This window comes from Allobosea sp. P1_A7, assembly GCF_056406775.1.
This window is the reverse complement of sequence record NZ_JBFTZN010000023.1, coordinates 1-26,541: the sequence shown is the minus strand read 5'-3', so window position 1 is coordinate 26,541 and position 26,541 is coordinate 1. Positions and strand designations below refer to the sequence as shown.

The following is a 26,541-nucleotide window of genomic DNA, read 5'->3' as shown; positions in this document are numbered from 1 at the left end:
GAGCTAAAGCTCTGCGAGCATCGCTGCCTTGGCAGCGCAGATGCGCTCCTCATTGCGCCGGTAGAAGGTCCATTGCCTGATCCGCCTCGGCGTCACCAGCCGTGCCCGCACGAGAACCTTCATGTGTTCGCTCAGCGTCGGCTGGCTGATACCGAGCTTCTCGGCGATGAAGACCCCGCAAACCCCATCCTCGACCAGATCTCCGTCGACCTGTGGCGGAAAATGCGCGCGCGGATCCTTCAGCCAATCCAGGATCTGGAGGCGGCGCTCATTGGCGAGCGCGCGGAACAGGTCAGCCGGGTTCATTCTGGCACTTTGCCAAATCCCTAATTCATGGCAAGAGGAATCCCTCTGAGCCATCGGATTCCAGCGTCGATCGGAGCCGCCATGCCGTCCTACCCCTTCGAAACCGTCGATGTCTTCACGGACCGTCGCTTTGGCGGAAATCCGCTGGCCGTCTTCACCGATGCGCGCGGCATGTCGGACGCGCAGATGCAGTCCTTGGCCGCGGAGATGAATCTCAGCGAGACGACCTTCGTGCTGCCGCCAGACGATCTGGCTCATACCGCACGTGTCCGCATCTTCCACCGCACCGGCGAAATGCCCTTTGCGGGCCATCCCAACGTGGGTACGGCCTGTGTGCTGGCGCGGCATGGCCACGACCGCGATGGCGTGCTTCTTTTCGAGGAAATCGCGGGCCTCGTCGAGGTGAAGGTTGAGCGAGATCCCAATGGCACGGTGACGGGCGCCACGATCGCTGCGCCGCAGCCGCTCTCGACAGGCATCACGCTCCCCGTTGCCGGGATTGCCGCCTGTGCCGGTCTGAACCCCTCGGATGTGGTGGTCGTGTCGCACCAGCCGCTCCAAGCCTCGGTCGGCGTGCGCTTCGTGCTGACCGAAGTGAAGGCGGAGGCTCTGTCACGGGCCGTTCCCGATCTCGCATCGTTCCGGGCGCTTGAAGCAGCGCACCCGGAGCTGGAGAAGCGGTTATCGCTCTTCCTCTATGTGCGTAATGGGCAGAGCATCCGCGCCCGCATGTTTGCGCCATTGGCCGGTACATGGGAGGACCCGGCAACGGGTTCGGCGAGTGCCACGCTGGCAGCGTTGCTGCTATCGCTTGGTGATGGCGAGAGTGCACGCTTCGAACTCACCCAGGGCGTCGAGATGGGGCGCCCGAGTCTGCTGCAATTGACGGCGCGGCGCAGTGAGGACGGCATCCGCGCGACCGTCGGCGGCGGATGCGTACCGGTGCTGCGCGGCGAGGCGCAGCTTTAGATCATCGGACCGGATCTCGTATCCGGTCCGATGGCCTCATCTCCTGTGTTCGCGTCGGCTTTTCCGAAAATCACGATCCACGTTTGGGGCCGAYGCCTTAGATCATCGGACCGGATATCGTATCCAGTCCGATGATCTAACCCTTTGTCTTTGCATCGGCTTTYCCGAAAACCGCAATCCACTTTTCGGGCCGATACTTTAGCCGTTCAACCCCAATTGCTGGCGCAGCGTCTTTGTCAGTTTGAGCGCAATCAGACGATGGCTTTCGCGGAGATAATCCCGAAGCGCATCGTCGGCCATGCTCTCATCGGATTGCCGCTGGATCCAGGTCATTCCCCGTGAGGCGAGATAGGGGGCAGGCCGCAGGCCGGGCTGCTCCTGGAGGATGGTGTAGGCCATATCCGAGCATTTGAAGGTGACGGCCAGCGGCTTGCCGCCGCTCCAGCCGGCAATGGCAAAAACCTTGCCGCCGACCTTCCAGACATGGGCGCCGCCCCATTGCACGACATGGCTCGTCGCTGGCAACGAGGCGCAGAACGCGTTGTAGTCATCAAGCGTCATTGGCGCCCCCGTGCTCCCATTGCGAGCCTGAGCGCTCAGTACTGCTCTGCATCAATCCCGTAGCGCGCCGCTGCCCCCTTGATCTGCGACCAGGTCTCATCGTCAAGGGGAATGCCGGCGCGAGCGCGCTCGGCGCGGACCGCGCGCTCCTTGTCGCCCGGCGCCAGCACGGGATTGGCCGGGTCCTGCGGCTTCGCGGCGCGAACAAACGCGAGATAGCTCTCGGTCCGGCTCTTGCGGAGCGCGGCGTCCGGCTCCAGCCGCGACGGGTCGATCAGCACGCCGAACAGCGAATTGATGATCCAGCTCCTCTGTGGCTTTTCGTCGATACGGGCAGCGCCCATCAGTCCGGCTGAGAGCAGTTCGGCAATCAGCGACAGGCCGGCGCCCTTGTGATCGCCGAAGGGCAGCRACGCGCCGAGCGGCAGGTCCGGAATGGCGTGCTGGAAGACATGGGAGGGATCGGTCGTTGGCCTGCCCTCGCCATCGATGATGTAGCCCGGAGGCACCTCAACGCCCTTGTTCAGCGCGACGCGAGCCTTGCCATGCGCCATGCGGCTGGTGGCGAAATCCAGGATGATCGGCTGACCATCAGGCACGGGAATGCCGATGGCGTGCGGATTGGTGCCGAAACGGGCTTCCTTGGCGGCATAGRGCGCGACGATCGGCGGGCGGCCGGCGACWTTCACCCAGAAGAACGAGATCAGCCCGGCTTCCGCGGCGATCTCGGCATAGTGGCCGATGCGGCCGATATGGTGCGCGTCCAGCAGATTGACGATGGCGACGCCACCGTCTTGCGCCATCTTGGCTGCGCGTTCGACCGCCTCGCGCGCGGTGGGCTGCCCGAGCGCGACCTGGCCGTCGATGATCAGGAAGGGAGCGCTGTCGAGTTTCGTGACGGGCGCTGCGTCCGGTTTCAGGTTCCCGTCCGCCAGCGAGGTGAAATAGAGCGGGATCATGCCGACACCATGGCTGTCATGGCCGCTCAGATTGGCGAGCACGAGATGGTGTGCCGTCTCCTGTGCCTGCGCCTCCGTCCAGCCGGCCCTTGTGACCATCTCGCGGACGAGGGCATGGAGCGATTCCGGGCGGTGCAGGCGATAGGTCATGTGTGTTCGAGCCGCTTCTGGTGAGAATGTCACAGTGCWTGCCCCGGTCCGTCATGCAATGCGCGCAATGAAATGGCGCCGTTGCGCCGCAACACCTCGACGTTGCGCTTACCGATCCTTATGTAGGACATGCAATCCTGTTTCATCGGGCCTTGAACCCGATCGAGGAGGGACGAGGATGTTTTCAATTCCGGGCCTGAAGGTGGTGTCGCTGACCGACGCCGCTGCGACGCGTATCCGCGAGATCATGGCGCAATCGGCGCTCGACAATCCGGACGCGCCGGCGCTCGGCCTTCGTGTCGGCGTCAAGAAGGGCGGCTGCGCGGGGATGGAGTACACCTTCGAGGTCGCCCGTGAGGCGCATAAGGGCGACGAGGTCGTCACCGAGAAGGATGCGACCGTGGTCGTCGATGGCAAGGCTGTGCTCTTTCTGCTCGGCACCGAGCTGGATTTCAGGAGCGACCGCTTCTCCTCGACCTTCGTCTTCAACAACCCGAACCAGGTTTCCGCCTGTGGCTGCGGCGAATCGGTCGAGATCAAGCCCCACGCCGAAACGGCGCTTACCGGCTCCTGATCCCCGGATAGCGCGAGTCAGGCCACGCGGCTTGTCGTGTCCAGCGCCTCTTCGGTGATCGTGCGGTTGCGGCCGTCACGCTTGGCCTGCATCAAGGCCTGATCGGCGCGATCGACCAGTGAACCGGCCGTGTCGCCTCGACGATAGACCGAGACTCCCAGCGAGATGGTGATCCGACCGAGGTTTTCGTTGGTCGAGCGCTTGATCAACTCGCGGGTGAGAAGCGCCTGGCGCACCGTCTCGGCACCGAATTTGCCGGCGACGATATCGGCTTCCGGCAGGATGATCGCAAATTCCTCGCCGCCGAAGCGCGAGATCACCGCCTTCTCCTTGAATTTGTCCTTCATGGTGCGGGCGACGAGGCGCAGCACCTGATCGCCGGTCAGATGGCCATGTGCGTCGTTGAAGGTCTTGAAGAAGTCGATATCGGCCATGACCAGCGCAAAGGGCTCGCGCTGCAGCGTCGCCTGGTCGATCGATTTCTGCAGCATCTCCTCGAAGTGGCGGCGATTGGCGAGGCCGGTCAGAGGATCGGTCAGCGCCTCGGCCCGCGTCGTTTCCAGCGCCTCGCGAAGATGGCGGATCTCGTTGGAGCTGTCCTTCAATTGCGACTCGAGCTGGGTCTTGCGCACCACCTCTTCGCGGGTCGACATGACCAGCGCTTCGACCCATTCGCGCAAGCGCTGCCGGTCGGTCATGGGCGGGACTTCGTCCGACATCGCGCTGAGGCGGCCGTGATAGCGCTCGCTCGAATCCAGCGCGCGATCGACCAGCGACATCAGGCTGTCGATCTCGCCGAGAACCTGCAGGCTGGTGCGTTCGGCCTGGCGCGCGAGCCGTTCGGTGCTGATGAAGCGGTCATAGAGGCTGTCGATATCGGCAGCGCCGACCTGACCCTCGCTACCGGTGATGATCGCGTTCATCACCATGCTGAGTGCGGGCATCTCGCCGCTCAGATGTGCGTACCAGACCTCGAAGGCGCGGGGATAGCCGGGAGAGCCATGTTGGCGCATGGCCGCAACGACACGGTCGGGCAGGTCGGACGTGTACTGGGAGGACTGCGTCTGTTCGCTCATCGTCATCGCCCGACCGGAGCCGATCCCGCTGGCCACACCGGCCATCTCGGGCTCGATTGTGAATCGAAGCGGGACATTCTGTCCGTCATGACGGCGGCAATCGCGCCCCGCAGGGTGGCTGCGGGAAGCCCTAGCCACTCACTAAGATTGGAGGAACGGTGTTAAGATACCGTTGATGCTGCGGTGTCAGCCGACCTTGACGGGCCTCAGCAGGAAGGCCGGGACGTGATCGCCCAGGCCCTTGACCTTGGGTTCGCGATCGTCCTCGTCCCGACGCCGATCATGTGGGCGCGAGTGCGCTGGCGCAGGCTGCTCGCTGGCATGGCGAATGCGGGTCTTGGTCGGCCGGTCCTCGCCACGGCGGCGGGTGTCCTGAGGGGCACGATCGGCGACTTCCACGACCGCTGCCTCTTCCGACGGTGCGGCTTCCTCGCGTGGGGTCCGCAGGGGACGCCCGCGACCGCCACGCGGCGAACGCTTGTCGTCGCGGCGGCTGCGACGCTCGTCGCGCGGTTCACCGGGAGGCAGGTCGTTGAGGCCGGGGCCTTCCCAGGCAATCGGCTGGCCGGTGAGCTTCTCGACGGCGGCGACAAGCTTGTCGTCGTGACGGGTGACGATCGTGAAGGCTGCGCCGAGGCGGCCGGCCCGGCCGGTGCGGCCGATGCGGTGGACATAGTCCTCGGCATGGGTCGGAACGTCGAAATTGAAGACGTGGCTGACGGCCGGGATGTCAAGCCCTCGGGCGGCGACGTCGCTCGCCACCAGGATCGGATTCTCGCCGGTACGGAAGGATTCCAGTGCGGCCATGCGGGCATACTGGTCCATGTCGCCATGCAGCGCGACGGCAGGGAAACCATGTTTCAGCAGGGACTTATGGAGCGTCGCGACATCGCGCTTGCGGTTACAGAAGACAATCGCGTTCTGCAGGTCCTTGGCGTCGCGGATCAGCTTGCGCAGCGTGTCGCGCTTCTCATAGTCCTGCGAATTGGAGGCGATCAGGCGCTGCGTGATGGTCGTGGCTGCCGTCGCGGGACGCGAAGCCTCGATGCGCACCGGATTATGCAGGAACTGCTCGCTGATCCGAGTGATTTCCGGCGGCATCGTCGCCGTGAAGAACAGGGTCTGCCTCGTGAAAGGCACAAGCTTGCAGACGCGCTCGATGTCGGGGATGAAGCCCATGTCGAGCATGCGATCCGCTTCGTCGATGACTAGCAATTCGACGCCGGTCAGCAGCAACTTGCCGCGCTCCACGTGATCGAGCAGGCGCCCAGGCGTCGCGATCAGTACGTCAACGCCGCGGGTGATCTTGGCGTCCTGATCGCCGAAGGAGACGCCGCCGATCAGCAGCGCGACCGAGAGCTTCTGGTTGACGCCGTAACGCGAGAAATTCTCCTCGACCTGCGCGGCAAGCTCGCGGGTCGGTTCCAGGATCAGCGTGCGGGGCATCCGCGCCCTGGCCCGGCCATTCTCCAGAATGGTGAGCATCGGCAAGGTGAAGGCGGCGGTCTTGCCCGTGCCCGTCTGCGCAATGCCGAGCACATCGCGGCGCGCGAGCACATGGGGAATGGCCTGAGCCTGGATGGGGGTAGGCGTGGAATAGCCTGCGGATGTGACCGCCGTCAGAACTTTATCGCTGAGGCCGAGTTCGGCAAAAGACATCGAGAGTTGCGCTTCTTCAGGGTCGGTGACACGTGGCGGGACGACCTATCAACCGCGACGGTGGCGCGACTTCTCTTTCCTGCGCGCCTTCGGACCCCTGTCCAATGCAGAAATAACGCGGGAAAGTCAACAAACTAGGCAAGAACGGAAGGTATGATTGCCATGAACGAGCCGCTTGTGCTGATTCCAGGGTTGAGCTGCACCGCGGCGCTCTATGGACCGCAATGGCCGGCGCTTGCCCCAGGGCGGCCGGTCCTCGTCGCCGATCATGCCCGCGACGATAGCCTGGCCGCCATCACAGCTCGGCTGCTGGAGGCGGCCCCGGAGCGGTTTGCGCTCTGCGGTCTGTCGATGGGTGGCTATATCGCCTTGGACATCATGCGCCGGGCGCCGGAGCGCGTGACGCGGCTGGCGCTGCTCGACACCAGCGCGAAGCCGGCGACGCCGGAAACCAACGCGCCGCGTGAGCAGATGATTGCTCTCGCCGAGAAAGGGGCCTTCGACAATGTCACGACTTTGCTCTGGCAAAAGCTCGTGGCGCCGGAACGCCTGACCGACGAGGTACTGCGCCTCGATGTGCGGAAAATGGCAGAAGATATTGGTGCAAAAGGGTTTGTTCGCCAGCAAAGAGCGATCATGGGGCGGCCGGACTCTCGGCCGGGCCTTGCTGCCATCTCGGTGCCGACAATGATTCTGGTTGGCGCGGAGGACCAGATCACGCCTGTCGCGGAAGCCCGGGAGATCGCCGATGGAATCGGGGGCAATGCGCGGCTGCGCACCATTCCCGATTGCGGCCATCTCTCGACACTGGAAGCGCCACAGGCGGTTACAGAAGCGCTGCTGAGCTGGCTGGGCTGACGCTCAGCGCGGAGCGGAGCAGGGGTCGAGCCTGGTTTCGTTTGCGCTCTTGCGGATCGATCCGGTGACGAGCGGATCGATCATCTGGCCCTTGGAGGCTGCGGATGCGACCTGGCTCAGGCGCTCTGTGTCGAGATGGTGCGCCGTCTGGGTGGAAACGAAATTGACGGCGATGACCGAAAGGAAGGCGATCGCCGCGCCAGCCTTGGCAACATCCGCGACCATGCTGCCGCGCTCGTTTTTCAAGAAGAGTTTGATGACCCGCATGGGGCGCTCCGCATCGTTGGGGCGCAATGCCGCCCCTTGATGAGCATTTTGCGCGCGCGCCAGTAAAAGCTTGGTTAGCGAATGCTTGCCGGGGTCGTCAGAATGCCATTCAAGCGTGTCCTGTTTGCTCGAAAGAGTGTCTGCAGCGCCCGCAGCACGGCCATCACGGCCGGACGCTGGCGGGGGACCTCGTGCGAGACGAGAAAGATCTCGTCGGCAGTTTCGTCCGGGGGCGGCGCGAGGCGGATCAGCGCGTCGTCGAAATCGGCCATGAAGCACGGCGCCATCGAAACGGCGCCCGCCGAGCGAATGCTCTCATAGCGCGCGGCTGAATCTCCGACGCGGGCCGCGATCGGGCGCCCATTGGCCCAGTTCAGGATGTGCTCCTCGATACGGGAGGAGACGTCACGGCTGACCGAAATGATGGGCGCCGTCAGAGGATCGACATCGCGGCGCGCATAGAGCGCCTGCACCAGTCGACCGATCTTCTGGCTGAAATAGCCGCTCTCCTGCGGGGGGCGGCGCATCCGGATTGCAATATCGGCATCCCCGCGAGCCAGGTCGAGCCGGTCTCGCGTGCTGATGATGCCGATCTCGACGCCGCCCGCCTGGGCCGAAATCGTCGTCGCATGCATGGTCAGGAACAGGCTGATCGAGGTCGTCGCCGTCACCCGGACAGGCGCATCATCGGCGGAGCGTGCCGCACGCGTCCGGTTGCTGAAGCGCTCCACCGCATTGGCGATGTCACTGGCATCGCCGGCGAGAGTTGCGCCGATCTCGGTGAGAACGAGCCGGTTCGCCATGCGCCTGAACAGCGGCAGGCCGAGCTCTGCCTCGAGACTCTTGAGGCGACGGGCTACCGTTGCCTCGCTCAGCCCGAGCGCGACCGCTGCCACGGCCAGCGTCCCACCGACCGCGACGGAGTGGAAGATCGCGATGTCGTCCCAGTTGGGTGAAACCAGCGCGTGGCGTCGAGGTGGAGAGGAAGCAGGCTGCCCCATGCGATCATCGGCCATGGCTGAGCATGGGGGCCTGTTCTGGCATCGGCATCATCATGCGGCGTGTTCGGGGGCGGGCGATTGCGGTTGGGCATGTCGGCAAGATGCCGTCGGGACACCTGGCTGACAGCCCGCCGACTTTGATGGTCTCACCGACAAAAATGCGAGGGTAGCGCGCGCCCGAATATCCTGGCCGCGCCCCCGGCCTCACAGGTCGATCAGTTCGCCGGCGAAGGCCGCGCGCTCCTGGATGAAGATGAAGCGGGCTTCCGGCTTGTTGCCCATCAGCCGCTCGACGGTATCGGAGGTCTCGTCCCGCGCCTCGTGCTCGACCATCACCTTGAGCAGGATGCGCTTGGCCGGGTCCATCGTGGTTTCCTTGAGCTGCGCCGGCATCATCTCGCCCAGACCCTTGAACCGGCTGATCTCCGGCTTCTTGCCCTTGAACACGGTCGCGATCAGCTCGTCCTTATGGGCGTCGTTGCGGGCATAGACGCTCTTGCCGCCATGCTGGAGCCGATAGAGCGGCGGCACGGCAAGGTAGAGATGTCCCTTCTCGATCAGGCGCGGCGTCTGGCGCCAGAAGAAGGTGACGAGCAGCGAAGCGATATGGGCGCCGTCGACATCGGCGTCCGTCATCACGATGACCTTCTCGTAGCGCAGGTCATCCTCGCGGAACTGGCTGCCGATGCCGCAGCCCAGTGCCAGGATCAGGTCGGCAAGCTGCTGGTTCTGGTTCAGCTTCTCGCGGGTCGCGTTGGCAACGTTGAGGATCTTGCCGCGCAGCGGCAGGATCGCCTGCGTCGCGCGGTTGCGCGCCTGTTTGGCTGACCCGCCGGCGGAATCGCCCTCGACGATGAACAGTTCGGAGCCTGCAGCGCCGGCGCTGCTGCAATCGGCTAGCTTTCCAGGCAGCCGAAGCTTGCGCGTCGCGGTCTTGCGCGAAACTTCCTTCTCGAGCCGGCGGCGCTGGCGTTCCTCGGCCCGGTCGACCGACCAGTCGAGCAGCTTCAGTGCCTGCTGCGGCGCGGCGGCGAGCCAGTGATCGAAAGCATCGCGCACTGCGTTCTCGACGATGCGCGCGGCCTCCAGAGTCGCAAGCTTGTCCTTGGTCTGGCCCTGGAACTCAGGCTCGCGGATGAAGACCGACAGCATCGCGGCACAGGTCGCCATGACGTCGTCGGAGGTCACTTGCGCCATGCGCTTCGACTGACCGATACGCTCGGCATGGTCACGCAGGCCGCGCAGCAGCGCGACGCGCAAGCCCTGCTCATGCGTGCCGCCTTCGGGCGTCGGAATGGTGTTGCAGTAGGACGAGCTGAAGCCGTCTTCGCCGGTCGCCAGCCACGCCACGGCCCATTCCAGCGAGCCGTGGCCGCCATCCCGTGTGATCTTGCCGGAGAAGATCGGCTCGGCGACCAGATCCTTGCCCTCGATCTCGCGGCCGAGATAGTCGCGCAGGCCTCCGGGAAAGCGGAAGACGGCCTCCGCGGCGACGTCACCCTCCGGCTTCAGCAGCGCCGGAGCGCAGCGCCAGCGGATCTCCACGCCACCGAAAAGATAGGCCTTCGAGCGTGCCATCCGGAACAGGCGGGCAGGGGAGAAATGGGCCCCCTCGCCAAAGATCTGCGCGTCGGGATGAAAACGCACCTTCGTGCCGCGCCGGTTGGCGACGCGTCCGACGGTTTCCAACGGCCCCTGCGGGGCCCCGCGCGAAAAGACCTGACGATAAAGCATCTGGCCGCGCGCGACTTCGACCTCGAGCCGGTCGGACAGGGCATTGACGACGGAAACGCCGACGCCATGCAGGCCGCCCGAGGTCTCATAGGCCTTGGAGTCGAATTTTCCGCCGGCATGCAGCGTTGTCATGATGACTTCGAGCGCCGACTTGTCCGGGAATTTCGGATGCGGATCGATCGGGATCCCGCGCCCGTTGTCGGTGACGGCCAGCGAACCGTCCTCGAAGAATTCGAMGTCGATGAAGGTTGCGTGGCCGGCGACCGCCTCGTCCATCGCGTTGTCGATCACCTCGGCGAAGAGATGATGCAGCGCGCGTTCGTCGGTGCCGCCGATATACATGCCTGGCCGTCGGCGCACCGGCTCGAGCCCCTCGAGGACTTCGATGGCGGACGCGGTATAGCCGGCCTCGGACAAGGTGCCGTTGCGCGGGACGGAAGGTGAGGCCGATTGCTGCGAAGGCTTGCTCGGGGCGGCCGCATCACGCTTGACCGGCGATGGCTCGGGCGCCCGCTGCGGCTGCTCGCCGCTGCCCTCACCGAAAAGATCGCCATTCTCCGTCATTTCGTTCGCCGATCACCTGATTCGCAGCGCTGATAGAATAGCGCATCCGGGACGTCGCCAGGGCCGGCACTCAAGCCAGCCGCAACGATTGTTCCCCAGACATATAACGAACATCGCTCCGAACAAGCAGGAGAATCGTCGCTCCACCCCTTGCTGTGCACCGAACCCTCAGCCGAGCGAGCGTCGCAGCGGTGTCACGCGAGCATGCCATACGGTGTCGCGGCGGATGGTTCATGTCGCATTAACCCGGCGCGAACGAGAGTGGTGGGGTCGAGATTCGCCAGCTTSCGAATGGCTCTGCAGCTGTCGGAAACTTGGGAAATTGGGAGGCTGTCGTGGTCGCGCGTTCGTCGGTTCCAGGGATGAAGATGGCCGGGCTCGAGCGCACCGCGCGCCTTGCCGGTGAATCCTTTGGTTACGAGGATATGGCGCTGCTGACCGGCTCCCGCTCGATCGATGCCGGCCAGGGCCGCAAATTGTGGTGGCTCGCAGCCTCGGTTGCGCTGATCGGCGTCGTGGCGCTCGCCTTGCGCTGAGGCGGACGCCAACCGACAGGCTTAAACGCGGGCGGAGTGCAGCGTCGGTCGCCTGTCAGTCCCGACGATCGGCGATCAGCCGGTCGTAGAAGGCGAGATGCCTCCGCGCCGCCTCATCCCATGAGGCGGAAAGATTGACACCAATCGCGTCCGCCCTGTGAAGCTGGGCGGCGATGATGGCGTCGGCGAATTCTTCAGGCGCCGCATCGACCCGGCAAAGCACTGTCGCTGGACTATCGATCTTGGTCTTCAGGGAGGGCGACAGGTCGAACTCGTCCCGACGCTCGGCTTCGGTCGAGACCAGCGGGATCGCGAGCTGGCTGACGGCTTGGAAGCTGCCGCGGCGCGTGCTGATGCCGTCGGTGAAAGGCAGCAGGAAGACATCAGCCGCCGAAAGCGTTGCCATCAACTCGCCCTCGTCGTCGATGCGGCCGCGAAAGTCGAGCCAGTCGATGATGCCGAGCTCGCGCGCGAGGGCAAAGAAGGCCTCGCGATCCCTGGGCTTGTCCCAAAGGAAGTCACCACAGACTAGGAGCCGCGCCTTGATGCCACGCTCGTGCAGCGCCTTGACGACGCGCAGCAGCATGTCCGGGCGCTTGCTCGCATAGAGCACGCCGAAATAGCCGATGACGATGTCGGCTCGCATCGTGCCGCTGCCCAGTGCTTTCGTCCGCTCCTCGACGACACGTTCCGGATCGATCTGGGCCGGCATGATGTTCGGGCCGATAGGGATGACCGGGGCAGCGAGCTTCCTCCTTGGCCCGACCAGCGGGGTCTTGAGAAAGCTCTCGCGCTGCTGTTGCGAAACGAAGATGAAGCCGTCGGTCGCGAGGATGTCGGGGATGATCGAGAGGTAGCGCAGCCGGTTGAGCGAGGCCCACTCGTGCAAGGTCGCGACGGTATCCCCCTTGCGCGTCCAGAGCCGCGCCAGCATCAGCGCCGAACCTGGCAGGATCGCGTTCCCCCAGCCTTCGACAGGAAGCTGAAAATGTGCAATCCGGTCCTCGCGCAGAGCCCCGGCGATGGCACGGACGAAGGCTGCGGGCTGGTCGGGCTCTATCGTGTGAAGGGTGGCAAAACCGGGACGCTGCGCGTTGATGGCGTTGGCAAGTCGGCGCGCATAGTCCATCACCGCGCAGGTGACGGGTTTGGCCGAGCCGAAGATGATCACGGAGGGCGTGGGAGAGAGACGGGAGCCAGGCATACGCGTCCTGAATTCGAGCACTTGACCGGCGTTAACTTATCCTGGGCGGCGCGCTGCGTGGGCTGAACCTCAGATCAGTGAACCGAAGCTCGCCACAAGATTGCAGCGTCGTATCGGAACCTTGGCAACTTCCTCGAGCCAGCAGGAATAGCCGAATGTCAGTCGGCTCAGCTCCTGAGCAAGCTTGCCCCGGTGATCTCCAGTTTCGCGCAGAGAGTACAGGGTGTCGTAGCCAGCAGCCTTCAGTTCGGCCCATGCTCCCTCGCCCGCGGTGCTATCGTTGCTCTCGAATGCAACGATCGGGCGATGAGATGAGAAGGTTTGCCGTAGGCCCGCAAATACWTCTGCCTCGAACCCCTCGACGTCGCATTTGACAAACCCGACCCGCTTCGCACCCGATGCAATTGCCGGCTCTCGTTGAGCTAGGAATGCGTCGCCCCGGCGGACTGGCAGCACAAGGTCTCCCTGCCCAGACGCGAAGCTGCCGCTCCCATCGTTTCCCTGCTCAAGCAAGGAAAACCTCAACTCGGCATCTGCTTGGCCGAGGCCGACTTCATGAACGCGAATGTTGCCCGTTTGCGAAAGCACGACGTTCGTCTTCAACAGCGAGGCGATAGGAGGATTGGGTTCGAACGATATCACTTCCTCGAACGAATCTGCGAAGTTTATGGAATGATTTCCTATATTCGCGCCGATATCCAGGAAGATGCATGAGCCGAGGTTCCTCTCTTTGAAGAGGGCTTTGAGGAACGCGATCTCGCGACGTTCATACACCCCATTTCCAATGATCGAGATGCCGAGATAGTCCGTTGGGATCACCGCAATCCGAGGATGGGGCGGAAGGTGTTTTCTGCTGCTCGGGACGAGCTTCTTGATCAGAAGGTCATGCGCGCGCTGAACGGCATATGTCAGACGCCCTTCCTTGATCGGCAGCATCGCCGCAATCTCCCCTAACGGCATGGATCGCGACGCATAGCCCCAATCCTCTACCGAACGCTTAATGGGCCCGTGCATCGCTGTCCCCGGCCGCACCTACGCTCGGACATCGTGAGTTATGCACGGTGCATTTGACGTGGATAGGAATACTGACCCATATCGTTCTCGTTATGTTCGATATGGAGATATTCGATGCCATCCTACGCCCTGTTCGACGACGCTGTGGTTGCCCGCACCGCCGCAGCGAGTTCCGGCTGGACTACATTCACCGACCTCCAATCCGTATTCGACTACGCCCGCAATCAGGGGAGGCCTCTCTTCTTTCAGCCCGGTGTTTATGACTCKGGCACCGTCACGGTCCTGCCGACGAATGGCGGCGGCAAGCCGTTGCAGGTTCGCGCCATGCCCGGCTCGGTCGTCCTGCGTTTCACAGGAGCGAATACATTCCTTCGGATCGAAGGGCAGAACCAGGTTCGCTTCGAGGGGATTTTCTTCGACGGCCAGAACCGGGCCTTGACAGACTATGTCTCTCAGCGCCCGGCCTTCATCGCAATCGCCGGCAATGCCCAGGACGTCCTGTTCGATAACTGTCAGATCATGAACTCGCCTGGCATTGGAGCCTATATCGCGAGTTCGTCCGGCGCGGTCTTCCGGTCCTGCTATTTCGGCAACCATTCCGTCGGGATCTGGAGCGAGAACGCCCAGATCAAGGCGCTGAACAACACCATTACCGGCATGTTGAACAATGGTATCGCGGTCTGGCGTGACGCGATCACCGGCGACAGCTCGACGATTACGGGCAACTTCATAAACGGCGTCGATRCGGTTGGCGGCGGGACTGGGCAAAACGGCAATGGCGTCAGCGTCTTCCGGGCCGTTGGCGTTTCGATCACCGATAACAAGATCTTCAGCGTCAAATTCTCCGCCATCCGCTGCAATGGCGGGGGGCTGCACAACGTCAGCAACAACAATATCTACAACACGCGCGAAGCGGCGATCTTCATCGAGGCGCCGGGTGCCGGAATTGATCTCACGGGTTGCATCGTTTCCAACAACAGCCTCGACACGGTCGGTAGCGGCATTCTCGTCGCCAACTCCGGCCAGTTCTCCGACGGCGTTTCACGCAGCGTCATCGTGGAAGGCAACCGCATCTCCAACGTCACCGACAATCCGATTCCCGATCCCGGCTACTATCCGCCTTCAACGATCGGAAACGGCATCGTCGTCGAGCAGGACTGCGTGGTTTCCGGCAACCTGATTGACGGAGCTGCGCGGGTAGGCATCCAGGCAGGCATCAATACGGCTGCACGCGCGCTGGTGGTTTCCGGGAATTTGGTGCGTAACGCGGCTATCGGTATTGGCGTCTCGAACGAAGCTGTGACGAACAGCGGACGGTCCGTCGTTGTCTCTGGAAACATCGTCAACGGTGCCAGCCTCGGTGGCATCGTGCCGACCGTCTTTACCGGCACCTCCATGAATCGCGTGGGAACGGCCGATTACGGCAATGATCTCGCAACGGCCGTCGGCAGCGTCACCTTCGGGCATAATCGCTACGTCTGAGGGCCCTGTCAGAAAAAAAGCCGGGGCGTTGCCGCCCCGGCGTTTCAGGTGGACCGCGATCTGCCGCGGTCGGGAGGATAGCGGCTGCGCCKGGACGTTCCCGGCGCAGAGCTCTCAGTAGGAGTAGTACATCGCGAACTCGACCGGGTGCGGCGTCATTTCGAAACGCGCCACATCCTGCATCTTGAGCTCGATATAGCTCTCAATGAAGTCGTCGTTGAAGACGCCGCCGGCCTTGAGGAAGGCGTTGTCCTTCTTCAGCGCCTCGAGCGCCTCGCGCAGTGAGCCGCAGACGGTCGGGATCTTCTTCAGCTCGCGCGGCGGCAGGTCGTAGAGATCCTTGTCCATCGCCGGGCCGGGATCGATCTTGTTCACGATGCCGTCGAGGCCGGCCATCAGCAGCGCGGCGAAGGCGAGATAGGGGTTCGCCATCGGATCGGGGAAGCGAACCTCGACGCGCTTGGCCTTCGGCGAAGTCGTCCACGGAATACGGCAGGAGGCCGAACGGTTACGGGCCGAATAGGCCAGCAGCACCGGAGCCTCATAGCCGGGAACGAGACGCTTGTAGGAGTTCGTCGACGGGTTGGTGAAGGCGTTCAGCGCCTTGGCGTGCTTGATGATGCCGCCGATATACCAGAGGCACTCCTGCGACAGGTCGGCATATTTGTTGCCGGCCATGATCGGCTTGCCAGCCTTCCAGATCGACTGGTGGACGTGCATGCCCGAGCCGTTGTCGCCGTAGATCGGCTTCGGCATGAAGGTCGCGGTCTTGCCGTAGCTCTGCGCCACGTTATGGATCGCGTACTTGTAGACCTGCATGGTGTCGGCCATGTGGGTCAGCGTGTCGAACTTCAGGCCGAGCTCATGCTGGGCGGAGGCGACCTCGTGGTGGTGCTTCTCGACCTTGGCGCCCATCGCCGCCATGGCTGCCAGCATCTCGCCGCGCATGTCCTGCGCCGAATCCTGCGGCGGGACGGGGAAGTAGCCACCCTTGGTGGCGATGCGGTGGCCGAGATTGCCGCCTTCGTAATCGGTCATGCCGTTGATCGGCAGCTCGACGTTATCGAGCTTGAATCCGGTGTTGTAGGGGTCGGCCGAGATCTTGACGTCGTCGAAGACGAAGAATTCGGCTTCCGGGCCGACATAGACCGTGTCGCCGATACCGGTCGACTTGAGATAGGCTTCGGCCTTCTTGGCGATGCCGCGCGGATCGCGGTTATAGGGCTCGCCGGKCGCGGGCTCGAGCACGTCGCAGGTGATCACCATCGTCGCTGCCGAGAAGAACGGGTCCATCACCGCCGTCGTCGGATCAGGCATCAGCAGCATGTCGGACTCGTTGATCGCCTTCCAGCCGGCAATCGACGAGCCGTCGAACATCGTGCCCTCGGCGAAGATGTCCTCATCGATCATGGTGATGTCGAAGGTGACGTGCTGCCACTTGCCGCGCGGGTCGGTGAAGCGGAAGTCGACATACTTGACGTCATTGTCCTTGATCGCCTTGAGGACGTCCTTGGCGCTCTTCATCTCAGCATTCCTCTTGAAAGCAGTTTCTCAACATTCATCGATCCGCGGGTATTCGCCCGGCGGACGCCGATTTCGCGGGTTCGGGAATGAAGCCCTCAGATCGCGTCCGCGCCGGTCTCTCCGGTGCGGATGCGGATCGCCCCCTCCACCGACGATACAAAAATCTTGCCATCGCCGATCCGGCCGGTCTGAGCGGCCTTCTTGATGGCTTCGATCGCGCTCTCGACCATCTCGTCGGCCAGCACGATCTCGATCTTTACCTTCGGCAGGAAGTCGACGACGTATTCGGCGCCGCGATAGAGCTCGGTATGGCCCTTCTGGCGGCCGAATCCCTTGGCTTCGAGCACGGTGATGCCCTGCAGCCCGACTTCCTGCAGTGCCTCCTTCACCTCATCCAGCTTGAAGGGCTTGATGATCGCTTCGATCTTCTTCATGCGCCGACCGGCCTCCCTTGCGCGTGGTTGGAAACGGATATTCGTCCGTTCCTCGATACCGCCTGCCGGTCCAATCGTCGATGCACTGAAAATCGGCCTTTCCCGATGGCTCGGAGGCCGGTTCAGCGTTCCGCCGTGGCAGACGAACACTCGCCGTATGTGCTCATAGCATCGGCGCGTGTGCCTCGCCATGAGGGAGCGTGGCAGGTATCGCCTCATGATGAGGCGATATTCCGCCCATAATTTATGCAGATGATCAATCGATAGCCAAACGAGATCCGCGCGCCCGATCTTGCTATGAGCGTCCGGCTTCCGGATGATCGCGCGATGAGCACAGCAGACGAGATCGCCCTTGCCCTGTTGACCCCAACCGAGATGGCGCGCGCCGACAGGGCTGCGATTGCGGCCGGAACGACGGGGCCCGTCCTGATTGAGCGAGCGGGCAGGGCGGTCGCCGATGCCGTCAGCCGGCGGGCCCTACCCGGACAGGCCATTCTGGTTCTCTGCGGTCCTGGCAACAATGGCGGGGACGGGTTCGTCGCAGCCCGTCTCCTTCGCGAGCGCGGTTTCGGGGTGACGCTTGCCCTGTCGGGTGACCGTGAAGCCTTGAAGGGCGATGCCCTTGCGATGGCGCAGGCCTGGACCGGTGAGGTCATGCCGATTTCCTCTGCCGCTCCCGAGCGGGCAGCCATCGTGGTCGACGCCCTTTTCGGTGCTGGCCTCGATCGGCCGCTGGCCGGCGACGTCGCCGCCGTGGTGCAACGTGTCAACGCCTCGGCAGCTGCGGTGATCGCCGTGGATGTCCCCAGCGGCCTTTCGGGGGAGACCGGACGCGCTGATGGAGCGGTCACAAGGGCCGATGAGACGGTCACGTTCTTTCGCCTCAAGCCGGGGCATCTGCTTTATCCCGGGCGTGGATTATGCGGCGTGGTGACGCTTGCCGATATCGGCATCACGGCGGAGGTGGCATTTGGCAAGGGCGCCCTGGAGGCGCGAACTTTTCGCAACGAACCGCCGCTATGGCGCGCCGAGTGGCCGCACCACGCGGTCGATACCCATAAATACAAGCGCGGCGCGGTGCTCGTTCTGGCGGGCGGGCTTGCAGGGGTTGGCGCGCCCAGACTCGGGGCGCGTGCCGCGCTGCGCATTGGCGCCGGCCTGGTGACGATTGCGTGCCGGCCCGAAGCCCTTGCCGCGCATGCCGCCCGCGGCCCGGATGCGCTGATTCAGCGGGCAGCTGCCTCGGCAGCCGATATAGAAACTCTGCTGGCCGAGAAACGGCTCGGCGCAGTCCTCGCCGGCCCGGCACTCGGGCTTGACGAAACKGCTCGGGAAGCCGTCCTTGCCGCGCAGCGCTCGCGTGTTCCAGCGGTATTCGATGCGGACGCGCTCACCCTGCTGGCAGCGGAAACCACGTCCGTCCCGATCGGCTCGAGGATCAGGCCGAGCGGCGCAGCTTGCGTACTTACGCCGCACGAAGGGGAATTCGAGCGCCTCTTTGCCTCGTCTGCGGACGTGATGGCTGCTCCGTCTAGGCTCGAACGGGCGCGCCGCGCTTCGGCGGCCACCGGTGCGGTCGTCGTCCTGAAGGGGCCGGACAGCGTCATTGCCGAGCCCGGTGGAAGGGCCGCGATCAACATGACCGGCAGCCCGGACTTGGCGACGGCTGGGTCCGGTGATGTCCTGGCCGGCCTCATCGCGGGGCTGTTGGCCCAGGGCATGCCAGCCTTCCAGGCCGCCTGCGCCGCCGTCTGGCTCCATGGCAAGGCCGCGGAACGGTTTGGTCGTGGCTTGATCGCGGATGATCTGCCGGAAGCTGTCCTGCCCGTTCTCTCCGAGCTGCCTGCTCGTCGAGATGGTAACGTCCATTAGCTGGCGAACAACTTTGGAGATCGCCGGCCCGCTGCTTTGCAGGCCGGGATGTCTGGTGGCCAATTAGCGGCTGGCATAGGTCACGGCCGGTGCCGCCGTGAGTTGTTCCTTCGTCATGCTGATGACGCCATGGTCCGGGTACATCATCGGACCACGCGGAACAGGCGCAGCCGCTGTCGGAGCCGTGGCCGGACCGCTCGTGCTGCCGCTTCCTCCTGCGGGGGCAGGGGCAGGGGCCGGAGCGGGAACCACCATCGGCTCTTCGCTCCACGTCACCTGTTCGAAGGGGATCGCAACATCCTTCGATCCGATGCCAAGAAAGCCGCCGACGCCGACGGTCACCATCTCGACCTTGCCTGCCTTGTCGAACAGGACTTCCGTCACATCACCGACCTTCTTCTTGTCGGAGCCGTAGATATCGACACCGATCAGCTTGGACGCACGCCACTTCCCCTGGCCTGCGAGGTTGTTCTCTGGCGGCTTGGGGCGCTCCACGGCGGGGGCCGGAGCCGAAGGAGCTGCCGAGGGGGCGTTCGATGAGGGCGCACTGGTCTGMGAGATCGCGGTCGTCGCAAACATGACAGCTCCGACGGCCGTCAGCGCGATTGAATGCTTGAACATCGCTTCCTCCATTCAGGAACCGCAATTGCGGCTTGAGCGGAAAACGTCGGAATCCGGATTTGGTTCGCCAAAACCCTCCCTTTCGACGCGGGACATTGCCATGCGCTTGACGCATGGGCATGCCTGAAGGAGGGCGTCGGGACGGGGCCTGCAGGGCTGTTGCGCCTTGCTGCGCCCCGCGATCCTGTCATGCTTCTATCGTCGGATTGCTGCCGCCGGGCGAGCAGTCCGTCGCGAGAGCGGACGGGAGTATGCCATGCCTGCAGCCGAGCCGAGGACGCCCCTGACCATCCATCTGAGTGCTGCCGAACTGACTGCGCTCGATCGCTATCTGCGGGAAATCCAGTCACGTCGATCGCGTGAAGAGGCTGTCGCCGAGATTGTGGCGCGCTGGGCGACGGGGCAGGGGCTGTTGCCTGATCCGAACGACAAGGACGGGCTTGAGCTGGACGAACTCAACGCCAGCAATGACGCCTAGGATCGCGCCGGCACTAAGGGCGTGGCCGTGCGCGTACGGTTCCGTCCGGCGTTCTTGGCTGCGTACAGAGCCTGATCCGCGCGGCCGATCGCATGTGCGAGCGTCTCGCCACGGCGAAGCTCGGCAATGCCGAAACTGCAGGTCACCGTCCGATCGGGCGGCAGCCTGGGAAACGAGATCCTGGCGATTTCGCCCCGCAGGCGTTCCGCGAAATGGAAGGCTTGTTCTGCGGTCGTATCTTTGAGCAGGATGACGAATTCTTCGCCTCCCACGCGACCGACGGCATCGTTGCTGCGAACGGCGCTCCGGATGGAGGCTGCAATCGCGATCAGCACGGCGTCCCCGGCCGCGTGGCCATAGGCGTCGTTGATGCTCTTGAAATGATCGATATCGCAGGCGACGACGCTGAGCACCAATGGATGACGCGCCGCGCCCAGAGATTGAAACCGGCCTTGCAGGCCGCGCCGGTTCAACGCCCCCGTGAGCGGATCGGTATCGCGCTCCTTGCGCAGCCGGGCCGTCACATCCAGCCCTATGACGAGGAGCAGCCCAAGGCCCATCCCGACCCCGAAGACCGAGGCACTGAATTGCACCCAGGTCCAGAATCCGGACTGCAGGAACCCCGAAGCGGATGTTGCCGCGGCCAATTCGCTCGTCAGCAGCGTACGCAGGAAGAAATGCAGGCCAAACACCAGAACCAGCCAGAAGATTATCCTGTCGGTCGCGCTTCCCCGAGCAAGCGACCGCATGATCCAGGCGGCTGAGACGATGATGCCGCCGAGGCCGAAGCTCACGATATGGATGCGCACGATGAGGTTGCGGTCAATGTAATAGAAATAGCCGAGCGCGCCCATCACTGCGGCAAACCAGATGGTGAGGAACCAGCGAGAAGGGCGCCGGCCGGAGCGCACCATCACGCCAGTCACGAAGCCCAGCGTGCCGGAAACATAGAGCATTCCGTACAGCATCGTGTTCAACCCGAAATCGGCTGGAGTCCGTGTTGTCTGGACGAGCATCCCAAGGCCAAAGGCCAGGAACGCATGCGCAAAATGGAGCAGATACCAGCTTCGGCGCTCGGCCAGCCAGACGGCGCAGAAGGTTGCTGCGAACAGAAACAGAATGGCCGTTGGTACGAGATTCACGATGATCTGACTGCAGAGGCTGTCCGGTTCGAGATGCTGCTGCTCTCTACTGCCCCTGGGTAAACAATTCGCCGTCGCCGGATGTTCTGTCTGGCTCGCGAGCATCACTATCGGGGAGGGCGGCGACCCCAGAAGCAAGGGAGTGCGACGGCCCACGAAGGTGCTGAAATTGATCATCCGCCGGCCAGTTGCTACGGGAGCGCATGCCTGATGATCCCTTTCAGACCGTCGCGGAGCGGACCCTGCAGCGAGCCGATGTGGCAGCTCTCTCTGAGCTGCGCATACCGCACCATGTGATCGCGTGCGATCTTGATGAGGCGGACCTGTCGGGGCTCGATCTGTCGGGTTGGCTCTTCGAACGGTGCAGCCTCAAGCGCGCGAAGCTGAGAGGTACGAAACTCGAGCGGGTGCGATGGCTCGGCTGTCGGGCGGCCTTCGCAGATTTCATGGGGGCCGATCTATCGGACGGCCGGGTTCAGTCGGGAGATTTCAACAACGCCGTTCTGCGCCGGACGACACTGGTCTCGGCGTCCTTCGCGGGCTGCAAATTGACTGGCGCGGATTTGTCCGAAGCAAGGGCATTGGACTGCCGGTTCGAGGAGGTCCTGCTCGTCAGCGCGAAGCTTCCGTCGTTCAGCTTCCGCAAGACCACGCTCAGGAAAATCGATTTTAGCCAGTCGGACCTGAGGAAATGCGATTTCCGGGATGCTGTCTTCGAGGATTGCAGTCTGATGGATGCGGCACTGACCGGCTCGCGCTTCGAGGGGGCTGATCTTCGTGGCGCTGATCTGGGCGGACTGAGGCTGGTTGACGCCACGCTCTTTCGCGGCGCCACGATCTCTCGCCAGCAGGCTGGCCAGCTGCTCGCGGAATTGGGCTTGAAGGTGCGCTAGGGGGGCAGCCTCCGTGGGGCATCTCGGGGAAGTGTCGCCCTAACGTTCCCGGGGACGCCAGCGCCTCGGGCTGCTGCGGGGCTCCCTTCGATCGGGAGCCTTGAGAGCGTCACACAAGGATGTTTAGGCGGGGTATGAACGCCTTTCTTACTCTTGCCGTTGCCATCGTCGCCGAGGTCATCGCCACCTCGGCTCTCAAAGCGTCGGAGGGGTTTTCAAAACTGGGACCCACGGCCGTCGTTGCGATCGGATATGGCGTCGCGTTCTACTTCCTGTCACTCACCTTGAGGAGCATGCCCGTCGGGATCGCCTATGCTGTCTGGTCGGGCGCAGGTATCGTCCTGATCTCGGCGGTGGGGTGGTTTGCGTTCGGCCAGAAGCTCGATCTCTGGGCGGTGGTCGGAATGGGCCTGATCGTGACGGGCGTCCTGGTCGTGAACATCCTCTCCTCCTCTGGCGGGCATTGAGCGCTTTTGCGGCCTGGCTAATTTGGCGCCCTGGCGCGCGGCCATAGCGCCAATACCAAGCATCCACTAGTATAGGGGCAACGGGATCACCGGTTTGCCGCCCGCAAACAGTGCCGTCACTTATGTGGTTGTGTTCGGATGCCAAAATCCCCACGACGAACAGCGATGGCGATTTCACCCAGCACCAGACGGGACCAAGAACGTTGAGACTGCTCGCGCGCCTCTTTCAGAGATTCCTCGTTCTCTGCCTGGGCGTCGTCAGCGTTTGGCTGATCGTCTTCGTCATTTTCGATACGGCAGACCACAGGCTGCCATGGATCCTGGCGGCAAGCCTGACCTACGGTCTGGCTGCCTATGTCATTTTGCCAAACGTGGTTCGAATGGGCCTGAAGGTTCTTCACCGCAGATTGATCCCCCGATACACGATCACCGGAGATGGTCTGCCCGGAGACCCTGTAAACCTCGTCCTCATCGGCACTCTTCAACAACTGCGCGATGCGTTTGCAGCAGCGGGCTGGTCGACGGCCGATCGCTTGGGGATAGCCAGCTCCTGGCGAATGATACGAGCGTTTCTGCTGAACTCGACCTATCCGACCGCTCCTTTCAGCACCCTCTATCTCTTTGGACGCAGGCAGGACATCGGCTTCCAGGAGCCCATCGACAACAGCCCGCGCAAGCGCCATCACATCCGCTTCTGGGCGCTGAGCCTCGCCCATTCCGAGGACGATATGACGGGAGCGAGCTTCTGGTTGAATACCGATAAGCCAGCGACCGACCGGCCTGTGTTATGGGTCGGCGCTGGTACCCGGGACACTGGGCTATCTCTGACCCGGCTGACGTTCCAGGTGACCCATGCGACCGATTCCGACACGAATGCGGAGCGCAACTACATAGTCGCCCAGTTGAAGGCAAAGCAGATGATCGGTGATGTCGTATTGCATCAATCCGGTACACGTTTGCAAACCGGAAAGGTCAACCACTACATTACCGATGGCGAGATCGCCTTCGCCAGCCTGATCGTGAACTGAACTGAACGGAGCGCTGCGCTCTCGCTGCTTTCTCCTGGGGCGGGCGCAACGAAGCCGGCAATCGAGTTCGAAACCGCATGTGCGCAGAACGTCGATGAGGATCGCGCAACCAGCCAAGTTCTGGATTGCGGTCTCAGTGGTCGCCTTGGTTGCGCTGGTGCTGTTGCGCCAAATCCTGCTGCCGTTTGTGGTCGGCGCTTTGCTTGCCTATCTGCTCGTCCCGGTGGTCGACAGAATGGAACGGTTCGGCATGAATCGTTCCCTTGCAGCTCTGACCGTCTTCTTGCCGCTGGTTGCGGGCTTCATTGCCTTTCTCCTGGTGATGCTCCCGGCCATCATTGGCCAGTTCCGATYTTTCGTTGAGGAATTCCCCCGCTACCTCACGCGGCTCCAGTCGCTCGTGAGCGATGCGAGCGGCCCCTGGCTGCACAATGTCATGGGCGGCGAACTCCACCTCGAGCAATCCCCCGCCGATCWCGCCAAGTCGATGGGTAGCAGCTGGCTCGACAGCTTCCTTCGCTCGTTATGGTCAAGTGGGCTGGCCCTGGTTTCCCTTCTCTCGCTGCTCGTGGTGACGCCGATCATCGCCATCTATCTCGCCATCGACTGGCACCGCATGATGGCGGCGGTCGATGGCTGGTTTACCCCGGCGTATCGCGACGATGCTCGGGCACTGGCGCGCGAAATCCACGATACGATCGCTGGCTTCGTGCGCGGCCAGGTGGTCATCTGCTTCGTTCTGGCCGTGCTTTATGCATCAGCCCTGAAAGTGGTCGGGCTCAACCATGCCATTGTGATCGGGCTCACCGCCGGTCTCATCAGTTTTGTTCCCTATTTCGGCGCGGCGACGGGGTTCTTCGTGGCGGCCTGCGTTGCCCTGGCCCAGTTCTGGCCGAATTGGGTGCCTGTCGCTGTCGTGGGCGGCATCTTCATCGTCGGAGAAATGCTTGCCGATTATGTGCTGTCACCGCGCCTCATCGGCCGTCGGGTCAACCTCAACCCGGTCTGGATGATGTTCGCGCTGTTCGCCTTTGGATGGCTGTTCGGCTTCATCGGCGTGCTGCTGGCGATACCACTTGCGGCATCGCTGGGTGTGATCCTGCGTTTCGCGTGGCGGCGGTCTCTGGCAAGCTCGGGGCATCAGGCCCCAGACAGGCCTGGCTCAGAATGACGAGAAGGCCGGGACAGGATCGATAAGCGGCGTGGCCTGTCGCCGAGGATGACGGCGAACCGGGCCTGTCCCATTTGGACCAATCGCGCGGCGCGATTTTCCGCGCCTTCTTCAAGCGTTCCTGTACGAAGAAGCGGAGCTTCAGTGCTGGGCGAAGGCCGCAGCCAAACACGATGCCGGGCGTTCGACGGCTTAGGCCCATGGCCAGCATCCGCAGCGACAGTCAATAATGCCGTCTGCAACCCGACATCTTGATCGCACTGCGACGGCGGACAGGAGACGCCGCTGCATGCGCACATGCAGCCKGAACGGATTTACGGTCAGGCCACAGATTTGGGCTGAAATCGAGCGCGCCGCCAACGTGGGATACATGACGGGGCAAGCCCGCTCACATCCATTGAACGATCATCCCAGGCCCTAGCTGGTGAATGTCGATCTCCGCATCGCTCAGGCGGCGCTGCAGCTTCAGTTTGAAGTTGGGCAACAAGGCAGATTGATTGGCCAATAGTGCGACGGCGGCCTCGCCTGATTCTGCTGCGACGAAGAAGACCTGGCGGGCGCTGTCGCCCTCCGACGTCACTTCGATCTGGAATGCCTTCAAATCCATGGACCCCACCCCTGCCTCGCTGACGAGGCGGTAGCACGCTCCTCAACTCGCAGCCACCGACCGACGCTCCGATCTTTGCATCGCTATGTATGGCTGGGGCGAATTGGGATGAAAATTAGAGCCGCAAGGGGGAGCGCATTTCGCTATTTCAATGCGTTACAGCAAGGAACGGCTGGCAAGCATAAGTGGCGGAAGGGGTGGGATTCGAACCCACGGTGGGCTTGCACCCACGGCGGTTTTCAAGACCGCTGCCTTAAACCACTCGGCCACCCTTCCGGTTGGCCTGTCATTGCCGGGTGCGAGGCGTTTTTGCAAGTGCGATGACGTCAGGCCGAGGCGAGTTCCCCTTTGCAGTGTCTGGATCAGCCCCCCGCGAGCATGTGAGTCGGGTTGAGGCCGGGCAGGCCGAGCGCCCGGCCGCCCCGAACTGGCGAGCTCTGTGCCGGATTTGCCGGAGGTCCGCTTCCAGTGCGTCTTGGCGGCCCTTTGGCCGCCGATAGGGCCATTCCCAGCGGAAAAACACCACCGAAAGTCGCCAAATGACAGCGTTGCATTGTGGCAACGCCTGTCCGAAAAATGGCGGCGGAATGGTCGCGGGTTGACACTTGCCGCATTTCGGACACCTTTGTGCCCGCTCAAGGGCATCCTAGATGCCGGATCGGGGCATTCGCGCTCGGCGAGTCGCCCGTTTAACGATCCCTTTACAGGATTGACCGAAAACTTCGGCTTCGCCGCAGGATGCGGCTTGGCCGGGCGATGGCTTTCGGCACAACGACGGACGACCATAATGATGCGAGGCGCAAGCTCTTCGGCTCCGGCATTGGCCCATGTGGTAACCGACTCGGACAGAGCTTCCGCTTCCTCTCCCCTTGCTCTTCGTGCCGCGCGACTTGGTTGCGTGGCGCTCGCAGGTCTCCTCCTTGCCAATTGCGCGAATGATCAGGTTGCGCGCCGCAAGTCGAAGGAGATTGGCGCATTCCCCTCATCGAAATACGGCCCCGCCAGCCCCCGGGTTGTCGCGGACGGCCAGCCCGTTCCGAAGGGCGGCGGCCGCGAACTCGTCGGCAAGTCCTATTCCGTCGCGGGCAAGCGCTATACGCCTTATGAGAAGCCGGTCGGCTACACCGCGGTTGGCACCGCGTCCTGGTATGGCGAGGCCTTCCATGGCCGCCGCACCGCCAATGGCGAGGTCTATGACCGCGAAGGCATCAGCGCCGCGCACCCGACCATGCCGCTGCCGGCGTATGCCCGCGTCACCAACCTCCTGAACAACCGCTCGATCATCGTCCGCGTCAATGATCGTGGCCCTTACCATGGCGGCCGCGTCATGGACGTGTCGCAGAAGACGGCCGACGCGCTGGCCTTCCGCCACCTCGGCACGGCTCGTATC

General features: G+C 63.3%; 27 protein-coding genes and 1 tRNA gene. 12 read left to right on the top strand and 16 right to left on the bottom strand.

All coding sequences use genetic code 11. The features are described 5' to 3' along the window. Window positions 1-3 precede the first annotated feature (3 nt). A complete protein-coding gene (locus AC1D34_RS06245; RefSeq protein ID WP_441491785.1) occupies window positions 4-306 on the bottom strand; it encodes an ArsR/SmtB family transcription factor in 303 nt (100 codons plus the stop codon). 81 nt (window positions 307-387) lie between these two features. Between AC1D34_RS06245 and AC1D34_RS06240 the strand changes: the two genes are divergently transcribed. Next, complete coding sequence (locus tag AC1D34_RS06240) at window positions 388-1,275, top strand: PhzF family phenazine biosynthesis protein (protein ID WP_441491784.1); 888 nt, start codon at window positions 388-390, stop codon at window positions 1,273-1,275. Window positions 1,276-1,473: 198 nt separating this feature from the next. Here the strand turns inward: AC1D34_RS06240 and AC1D34_RS06235 are convergent, their stop codons facing one another. Continuing rightward, window positions 1,474-1,836 carry an MmcQ/YjbR family DNA-binding protein gene (locus AC1D34_RS06235; RefSeq protein ID WP_441491783.1) on the bottom strand — a complete coding sequence of 121 codons (363 nt, stop codon included), beginning with the start codon at window positions 1,834-1,836 and terminating at the stop codon, window positions 1,474-1,476. A gap of 35 nt (window positions 1,837-1,871) precedes the next feature. Next, window positions 1,872-2,945 carry a malate/lactate/ureidoglycolate dehydrogenase gene (locus AC1D34_RS06230; RefSeq protein ID WP_476823758.1) on the bottom strand — a complete coding sequence of 358 codons (1,074 nt, stop codon included), beginning with the start codon at window positions 2,943-2,945 and terminating at the stop codon, window positions 1,872-1,874. A 178-nt stretch (window positions 2,946-3,123) separates the two neighbouring features. Here AC1D34_RS06230 and AC1D34_RS06225 point away from each other — a divergent pair, with 178 nt between their 5' ends. Next, on the top strand, window positions 3,124-3,519 hold the full coding sequence (locus AC1D34_RS06225) for a HesB/IscA family protein (protein WP_441491781.1): 396 nt from the start codon (window positions 3,124-3,126) through the stop codon (window positions 3,517-3,519). Between the two features lie 17 nt (window positions 3,520-3,536). On the opposite strand, the gene AC1D34_RS06220 is transcribed toward AC1D34_RS06225, so the two are convergent. Together AC1D34_RS06220 and AC1D34_RS06215 are read right to left on the bottom strand one after the other, a co-directional pair. Further along, the gene (locus AC1D34_RS06220; RefSeq protein WP_441491780.1) at window positions 3,537-4,595 is read right to left on the bottom strand and encodes a GGDEF domain-containing protein; all 1,059 of its coding nucleotides are present in this window, start codon (window positions 4,593-4,595) and stop codon (window positions 3,537-3,539) included. A 186-nt stretch (window positions 4,596-4,781) separates the two neighbouring features. Further along, entirely contained in the window at window positions 4,782-6,254 is a 1,473-nt protein-coding gene (locus AC1D34_RS06215) for a DEAD/DEAH box helicase (RefSeq protein ID WP_441491779.1), read from the bottom strand. A gap of 162 nt (window positions 6,255-6,416) precedes the next feature. On the opposite strand from AC1D34_RS06215, the gene AC1D34_RS06210 reads away from it, so the two are divergent. Then, window positions 6,417-7,112 carry an alpha/beta fold hydrolase gene (locus AC1D34_RS06210; protein ID WP_441505572.1) on the top strand — a complete coding sequence of 232 codons (696 nt, stop codon included), beginning with the start codon at window positions 6,417-6,419 and terminating at the stop codon, window positions 7,110-7,112. A 3-nt stretch (window positions 7,113-7,115) separates the two neighbouring features. Here AC1D34_RS06210 and AC1D34_RS06205 read toward each other — a convergent pair whose 3' ends face one another. From AC1D34_RS06205 to parE, 3 genes are all read right to left on the bottom strand, one after another. Next, window positions 7,116-7,379, bottom strand: a complete 264-nt coding sequence (locus AC1D34_RS06205; protein WP_441491777.1) for a hypothetical protein — start codon at window positions 7,377-7,379, stop codon at window positions 7,116-7,118. Between the two features lie 74 nt (window positions 7,380-7,453). Further along, entirely contained in the window at window positions 7,454-8,380 is a 927-nt protein-coding gene (locus AC1D34_RS06200) for a LysR family transcriptional regulator (RefSeq protein WP_441491776.1), read from the bottom strand. Window positions 8,381-8,584: 204 nt separating this feature from the next. Beyond that, window positions 8,585-10,678, bottom strand: coding sequence for a DNA topoisomerase IV subunit B (gene parE, locus AC1D34_RS06195; RefSeq protein WP_476823757.1), 2,094 nt, complete (start codon window positions 10,676-10,678; stop codon window positions 8,585-8,587). 335 nt (window positions 10,679-11,013) lie between these two features. On the opposite strand from parE, the gene AC1D34_RS06190 reads away from it, so the two are divergent. Continuing rightward, window positions 11,014-11,214 carry a hypothetical protein gene (locus AC1D34_RS06190; protein WP_162768477.1) on the top strand — a complete coding sequence of 67 codons (201 nt, stop codon included), beginning with the start codon at window positions 11,014-11,016 and terminating at the stop codon, window positions 11,212-11,214. A gap of 55 nt (window positions 11,215-11,269) precedes the next feature. Here the strand turns inward: AC1D34_RS06190 and AC1D34_RS06185 are convergent, their stop codons facing one another. Both AC1D34_RS06185 and AC1D34_RS06180 read right to left on the bottom strand, forming a co-directional pair. Further along, the gene (locus AC1D34_RS06185; RefSeq protein WP_476775393.1) at window positions 11,270-12,418 is read right to left on the bottom strand and encodes a glycosyltransferase; all 1,149 of its coding nucleotides are present in this window, start codon (window positions 12,416-12,418) and stop codon (window positions 11,270-11,272) included. Window positions 12,419-12,487: 69 nt separating this feature from the next. After that, on the bottom strand, window positions 12,488-13,354 hold the full coding sequence (locus AC1D34_RS06180; RefSeq protein ID WP_476823756.1) for an FkbM family methyltransferase: 867 nt from the start codon (window positions 13,352-13,354) through the stop codon (window positions 12,488-12,490). A gap of 192 nt (window positions 13,355-13,546) precedes the next feature. Between AC1D34_RS06180 and AC1D34_RS06175 the strand changes: the two genes are divergently transcribed. After that, a complete protein-coding gene (locus tag AC1D34_RS06175) occupies window positions 13,547-14,914 on the top strand; it encodes a TIGR03808 family TAT-translocated repetitive protein (protein WP_476823755.1) in 1,368 nt (455 codons plus the stop codon). 114 nt (window positions 14,915-15,028) lie between these two features. Here AC1D34_RS06175 and glnA read toward each other — a convergent pair whose 3' ends face one another. Together glnA and AC1D34_RS06165 are read right to left on the bottom strand one after the other, a co-directional pair. After that, complete coding sequence (gene glnA, locus AC1D34_RS06170) at window positions 15,029-16,438, bottom strand: type I glutamate--ammonia ligase (RefSeq protein WP_476823754.1); 1,410 nt, start codon at window positions 16,436-16,438, stop codon at window positions 15,029-15,031. A gap of 95 nt (window positions 16,439-16,533) precedes the next feature. Further along, window positions 16,534-16,872: a P-II family nitrogen regulator gene (locus tag AC1D34_RS06165; RefSeq protein WP_113518708.1), complete on the bottom strand. Its 339-nt coding sequence runs from the start codon at window positions 16,870-16,872 to the stop codon at window positions 16,534-16,536. 327 nt (window positions 16,873-17,199) lie between these two features. On the opposite strand from AC1D34_RS06165, the gene AC1D34_RS06160 reads away from it, so the two are divergent. Continuing rightward, complete coding sequence (locus AC1D34_RS06160; RefSeq protein ID WP_476775391.1) at window positions 17,200-18,744, top strand: NAD(P)H-hydrate dehydratase; 1,545 nt, start codon at window positions 17,200-17,202, stop codon at window positions 18,742-18,744. Between the two features lie 63 nt (window positions 18,745-18,807). Here AC1D34_RS06160 and AC1D34_RS06155 read toward each other — a convergent pair whose 3' ends face one another. After that, entirely contained in the window at window positions 18,808-19,365 is a 558-nt protein-coding gene (locus AC1D34_RS06155; protein WP_476775390.1) for a PRC-barrel domain-containing protein, read from the bottom strand. 256 nt (window positions 19,366-19,621) lie between these two features. Here AC1D34_RS06155 and AC1D34_RS06150 point away from each other — a divergent pair, with 256 nt between their 5' ends. After that, the gene (locus tag AC1D34_RS06150; RefSeq protein WP_113517628.1) at window positions 19,622-19,843 is read left to right on the top strand and encodes a hypothetical protein; all 222 of its coding nucleotides are present in this window, start codon (window positions 19,622-19,624) and stop codon (window positions 19,841-19,843) included. On the opposite strand, the gene AC1D34_RS06145 is transcribed toward AC1D34_RS06150, so the two are convergent. Next, window positions 19,840-20,985 carry a GGDEF domain-containing protein gene (locus tag AC1D34_RS06145; protein ID WP_476823753.1) on the bottom strand — a complete coding sequence of 382 codons (1,146 nt, stop codon included), beginning with the start codon at window positions 20,983-20,985 and terminating at the stop codon, window positions 19,840-19,842. The genes AC1D34_RS06150 and AC1D34_RS06145 overlap by 4 nt on opposite strands. Before the next feature lie 203 nt (window positions 20,986-21,188). On the opposite strand from AC1D34_RS06145, the gene AC1D34_RS06140 reads away from it, so the two are divergent. From AC1D34_RS06140 to AC1D34_RS06125, 4 genes are all read left to right on the top strand, one after another. Next, entirely contained in the window at window positions 21,189-21,878 is a 690-nt protein-coding gene (locus tag AC1D34_RS06140) for a pentapeptide repeat-containing protein (protein WP_476775388.1), read from the top strand. Window positions 21,879-22,012: 134 nt separating this feature from the next. After that, window positions 22,013-22,345 carry an SMR family transporter gene (locus tag AC1D34_RS06135; RefSeq protein WP_476775387.1) on the top strand — a complete coding sequence of 111 codons (333 nt, stop codon included), beginning with the start codon at window positions 22,013-22,015 and terminating at the stop codon, window positions 22,343-22,345. 203 nt (window positions 22,346-22,548) lie between these two features. Next, window positions 22,549-23,373, top strand: a complete 825-nt coding sequence (locus tag AC1D34_RS06130) for an LssY C-terminal domain-containing protein (RefSeq protein ID WP_476775386.1) — start codon at window positions 22,549-22,551, stop codon at window positions 23,371-23,373. 94 nt (window positions 23,374-23,467) lie between these two features. Beyond that, entirely contained in the window at window positions 23,468-24,544 is a 1,077-nt protein-coding gene (locus AC1D34_RS06125) for an AI-2E family transporter (protein WP_476823752.1), read from the top strand. 388 nt (window positions 24,545-24,932) lie between these two features. Here AC1D34_RS06125 and AC1D34_RS06120 read toward each other — a convergent pair whose 3' ends face one another. Together AC1D34_RS06120 and AC1D34_RS06115 are read right to left on the bottom strand one after the other, a co-directional pair. Next, on the bottom strand, window positions 24,933-25,151 hold the full coding sequence (locus AC1D34_RS06120; protein ID WP_476823751.1) for a hypothetical protein: 219 nt from the start codon (window positions 25,149-25,151) through the stop codon (window positions 24,933-24,935). A gap of 186 nt (window positions 25,152-25,337) precedes the next feature. Continuing rightward, a tRNA-Ser gene (locus AC1D34_RS06115) sits at window positions 25,338-25,427 on the bottom strand. Window positions 25,428-26,049: 622 nt separating this feature from the next. On the opposite strand from AC1D34_RS06115, the gene AC1D34_RS06110 reads away from it, so the two are divergent. Then, a partial coding sequence (locus tag AC1D34_RS06110) for a septal ring lytic transglycosylase RlpA family protein (protein ID WP_476823750.1) occupies window positions 26,050-26,541 on the top strand: 492 nt, incomplete at its 3' end.

Coding starts and splice junctions, on each gene's coding strand:
- AC1D34_RS06215 (WP_441491779.1), bottom strand. CDS start 6,254: ATGTCTTTTGCCGAACTCGGCCTCAGCGATAAAGTTCTGACGGCGGTC.
- AC1D34_RS06135 (WP_476775387.1), top strand. CDS start 22,013: ATGAACGCCTTTCTTACTCTTGCCGTTGCCATCGTCGCCGAGGTCATC.
- AC1D34_RS06210 (WP_441505572.1), top strand. CDS start 6,417: ATGAACGAGCCGCTTGTGCTGATTCCAGGGTTGAGCTGCACCGCGGCG.
- AC1D34_RS06200 (WP_441491776.1), bottom strand. CDS start 8,380: ATGGGGCAGCCTGCTTCCTCTCCACCTCGACGCCACGCGCTGGTTTCA.
- AC1D34_RS06120 (WP_476823751.1), bottom strand. CDS start 25,151: ATGGATTTGAAGGCATTCCAGATCGAAGTGACGTCGGAGGGCGACAGC.
- AC1D34_RS06140 (WP_476775388.1), top strand. CDS start 21,189: ATGCCTGATGATCCCTTTCAGACCGTCGCGGAGCGGACCCTGCAGCGA.
- AC1D34_RS06235 (WP_441491783.1), bottom strand. CDS start 1,836: ATGACGCTTGATGACTACAACGCGTTCTGCGCCTCGTTGCCAGCGACG.
- AC1D34_RS06245 (WP_441491785.1), bottom strand. CDS start 306: ATGAACCCGGCTGACCTGTTCCGCGCGCTCGCCAATGAGCGCCGCCTC.
- AC1D34_RS06150 (WP_113517628.1), top strand. CDS start 19,622: ATGCCTGCAGCCGAGCCGAGGACGCCCCTGACCATCCATCTGAGTGCT.
- AC1D34_RS06185 (WP_476775393.1), bottom strand. CDS start 12,418: ATGCCTGGCTCCCGTCTCTCTCCCACGCCCTCCGTGATCATCTTCGGC.
- AC1D34_RS06165 (WP_113518708.1), bottom strand. CDS start 16,872: ATGAAGAAGATCGAAGCGATCATCAAGCCCTTCAAGCTGGATGAGGTG.
- AC1D34_RS06205 (WP_441491777.1), bottom strand. CDS start 7,379: ATGCGGGTCATCAAACTCTTCTTGAAAAACGAGCGCGGCAGCATGGTC.
- AC1D34_RS06225 (WP_441491781.1), top strand. CDS start 3,124: ATGTTTTCAATTCCGGGCCTGAAGGTGGTGTCGCTGACCGACGCCGCT.
- AC1D34_RS06220 (WP_441491780.1), bottom strand. CDS start 4,595: ATGAGCGAACAGACGCAGTCCTCCCAGTACACGTCCGACCTGCCCGAC.
- AC1D34_RS06240 (WP_441491784.1), top strand. CDS start 388: ATGCCGTCCTACCCCTTCGAAACCGTCGATGTCTTCACGGACCGTCGC.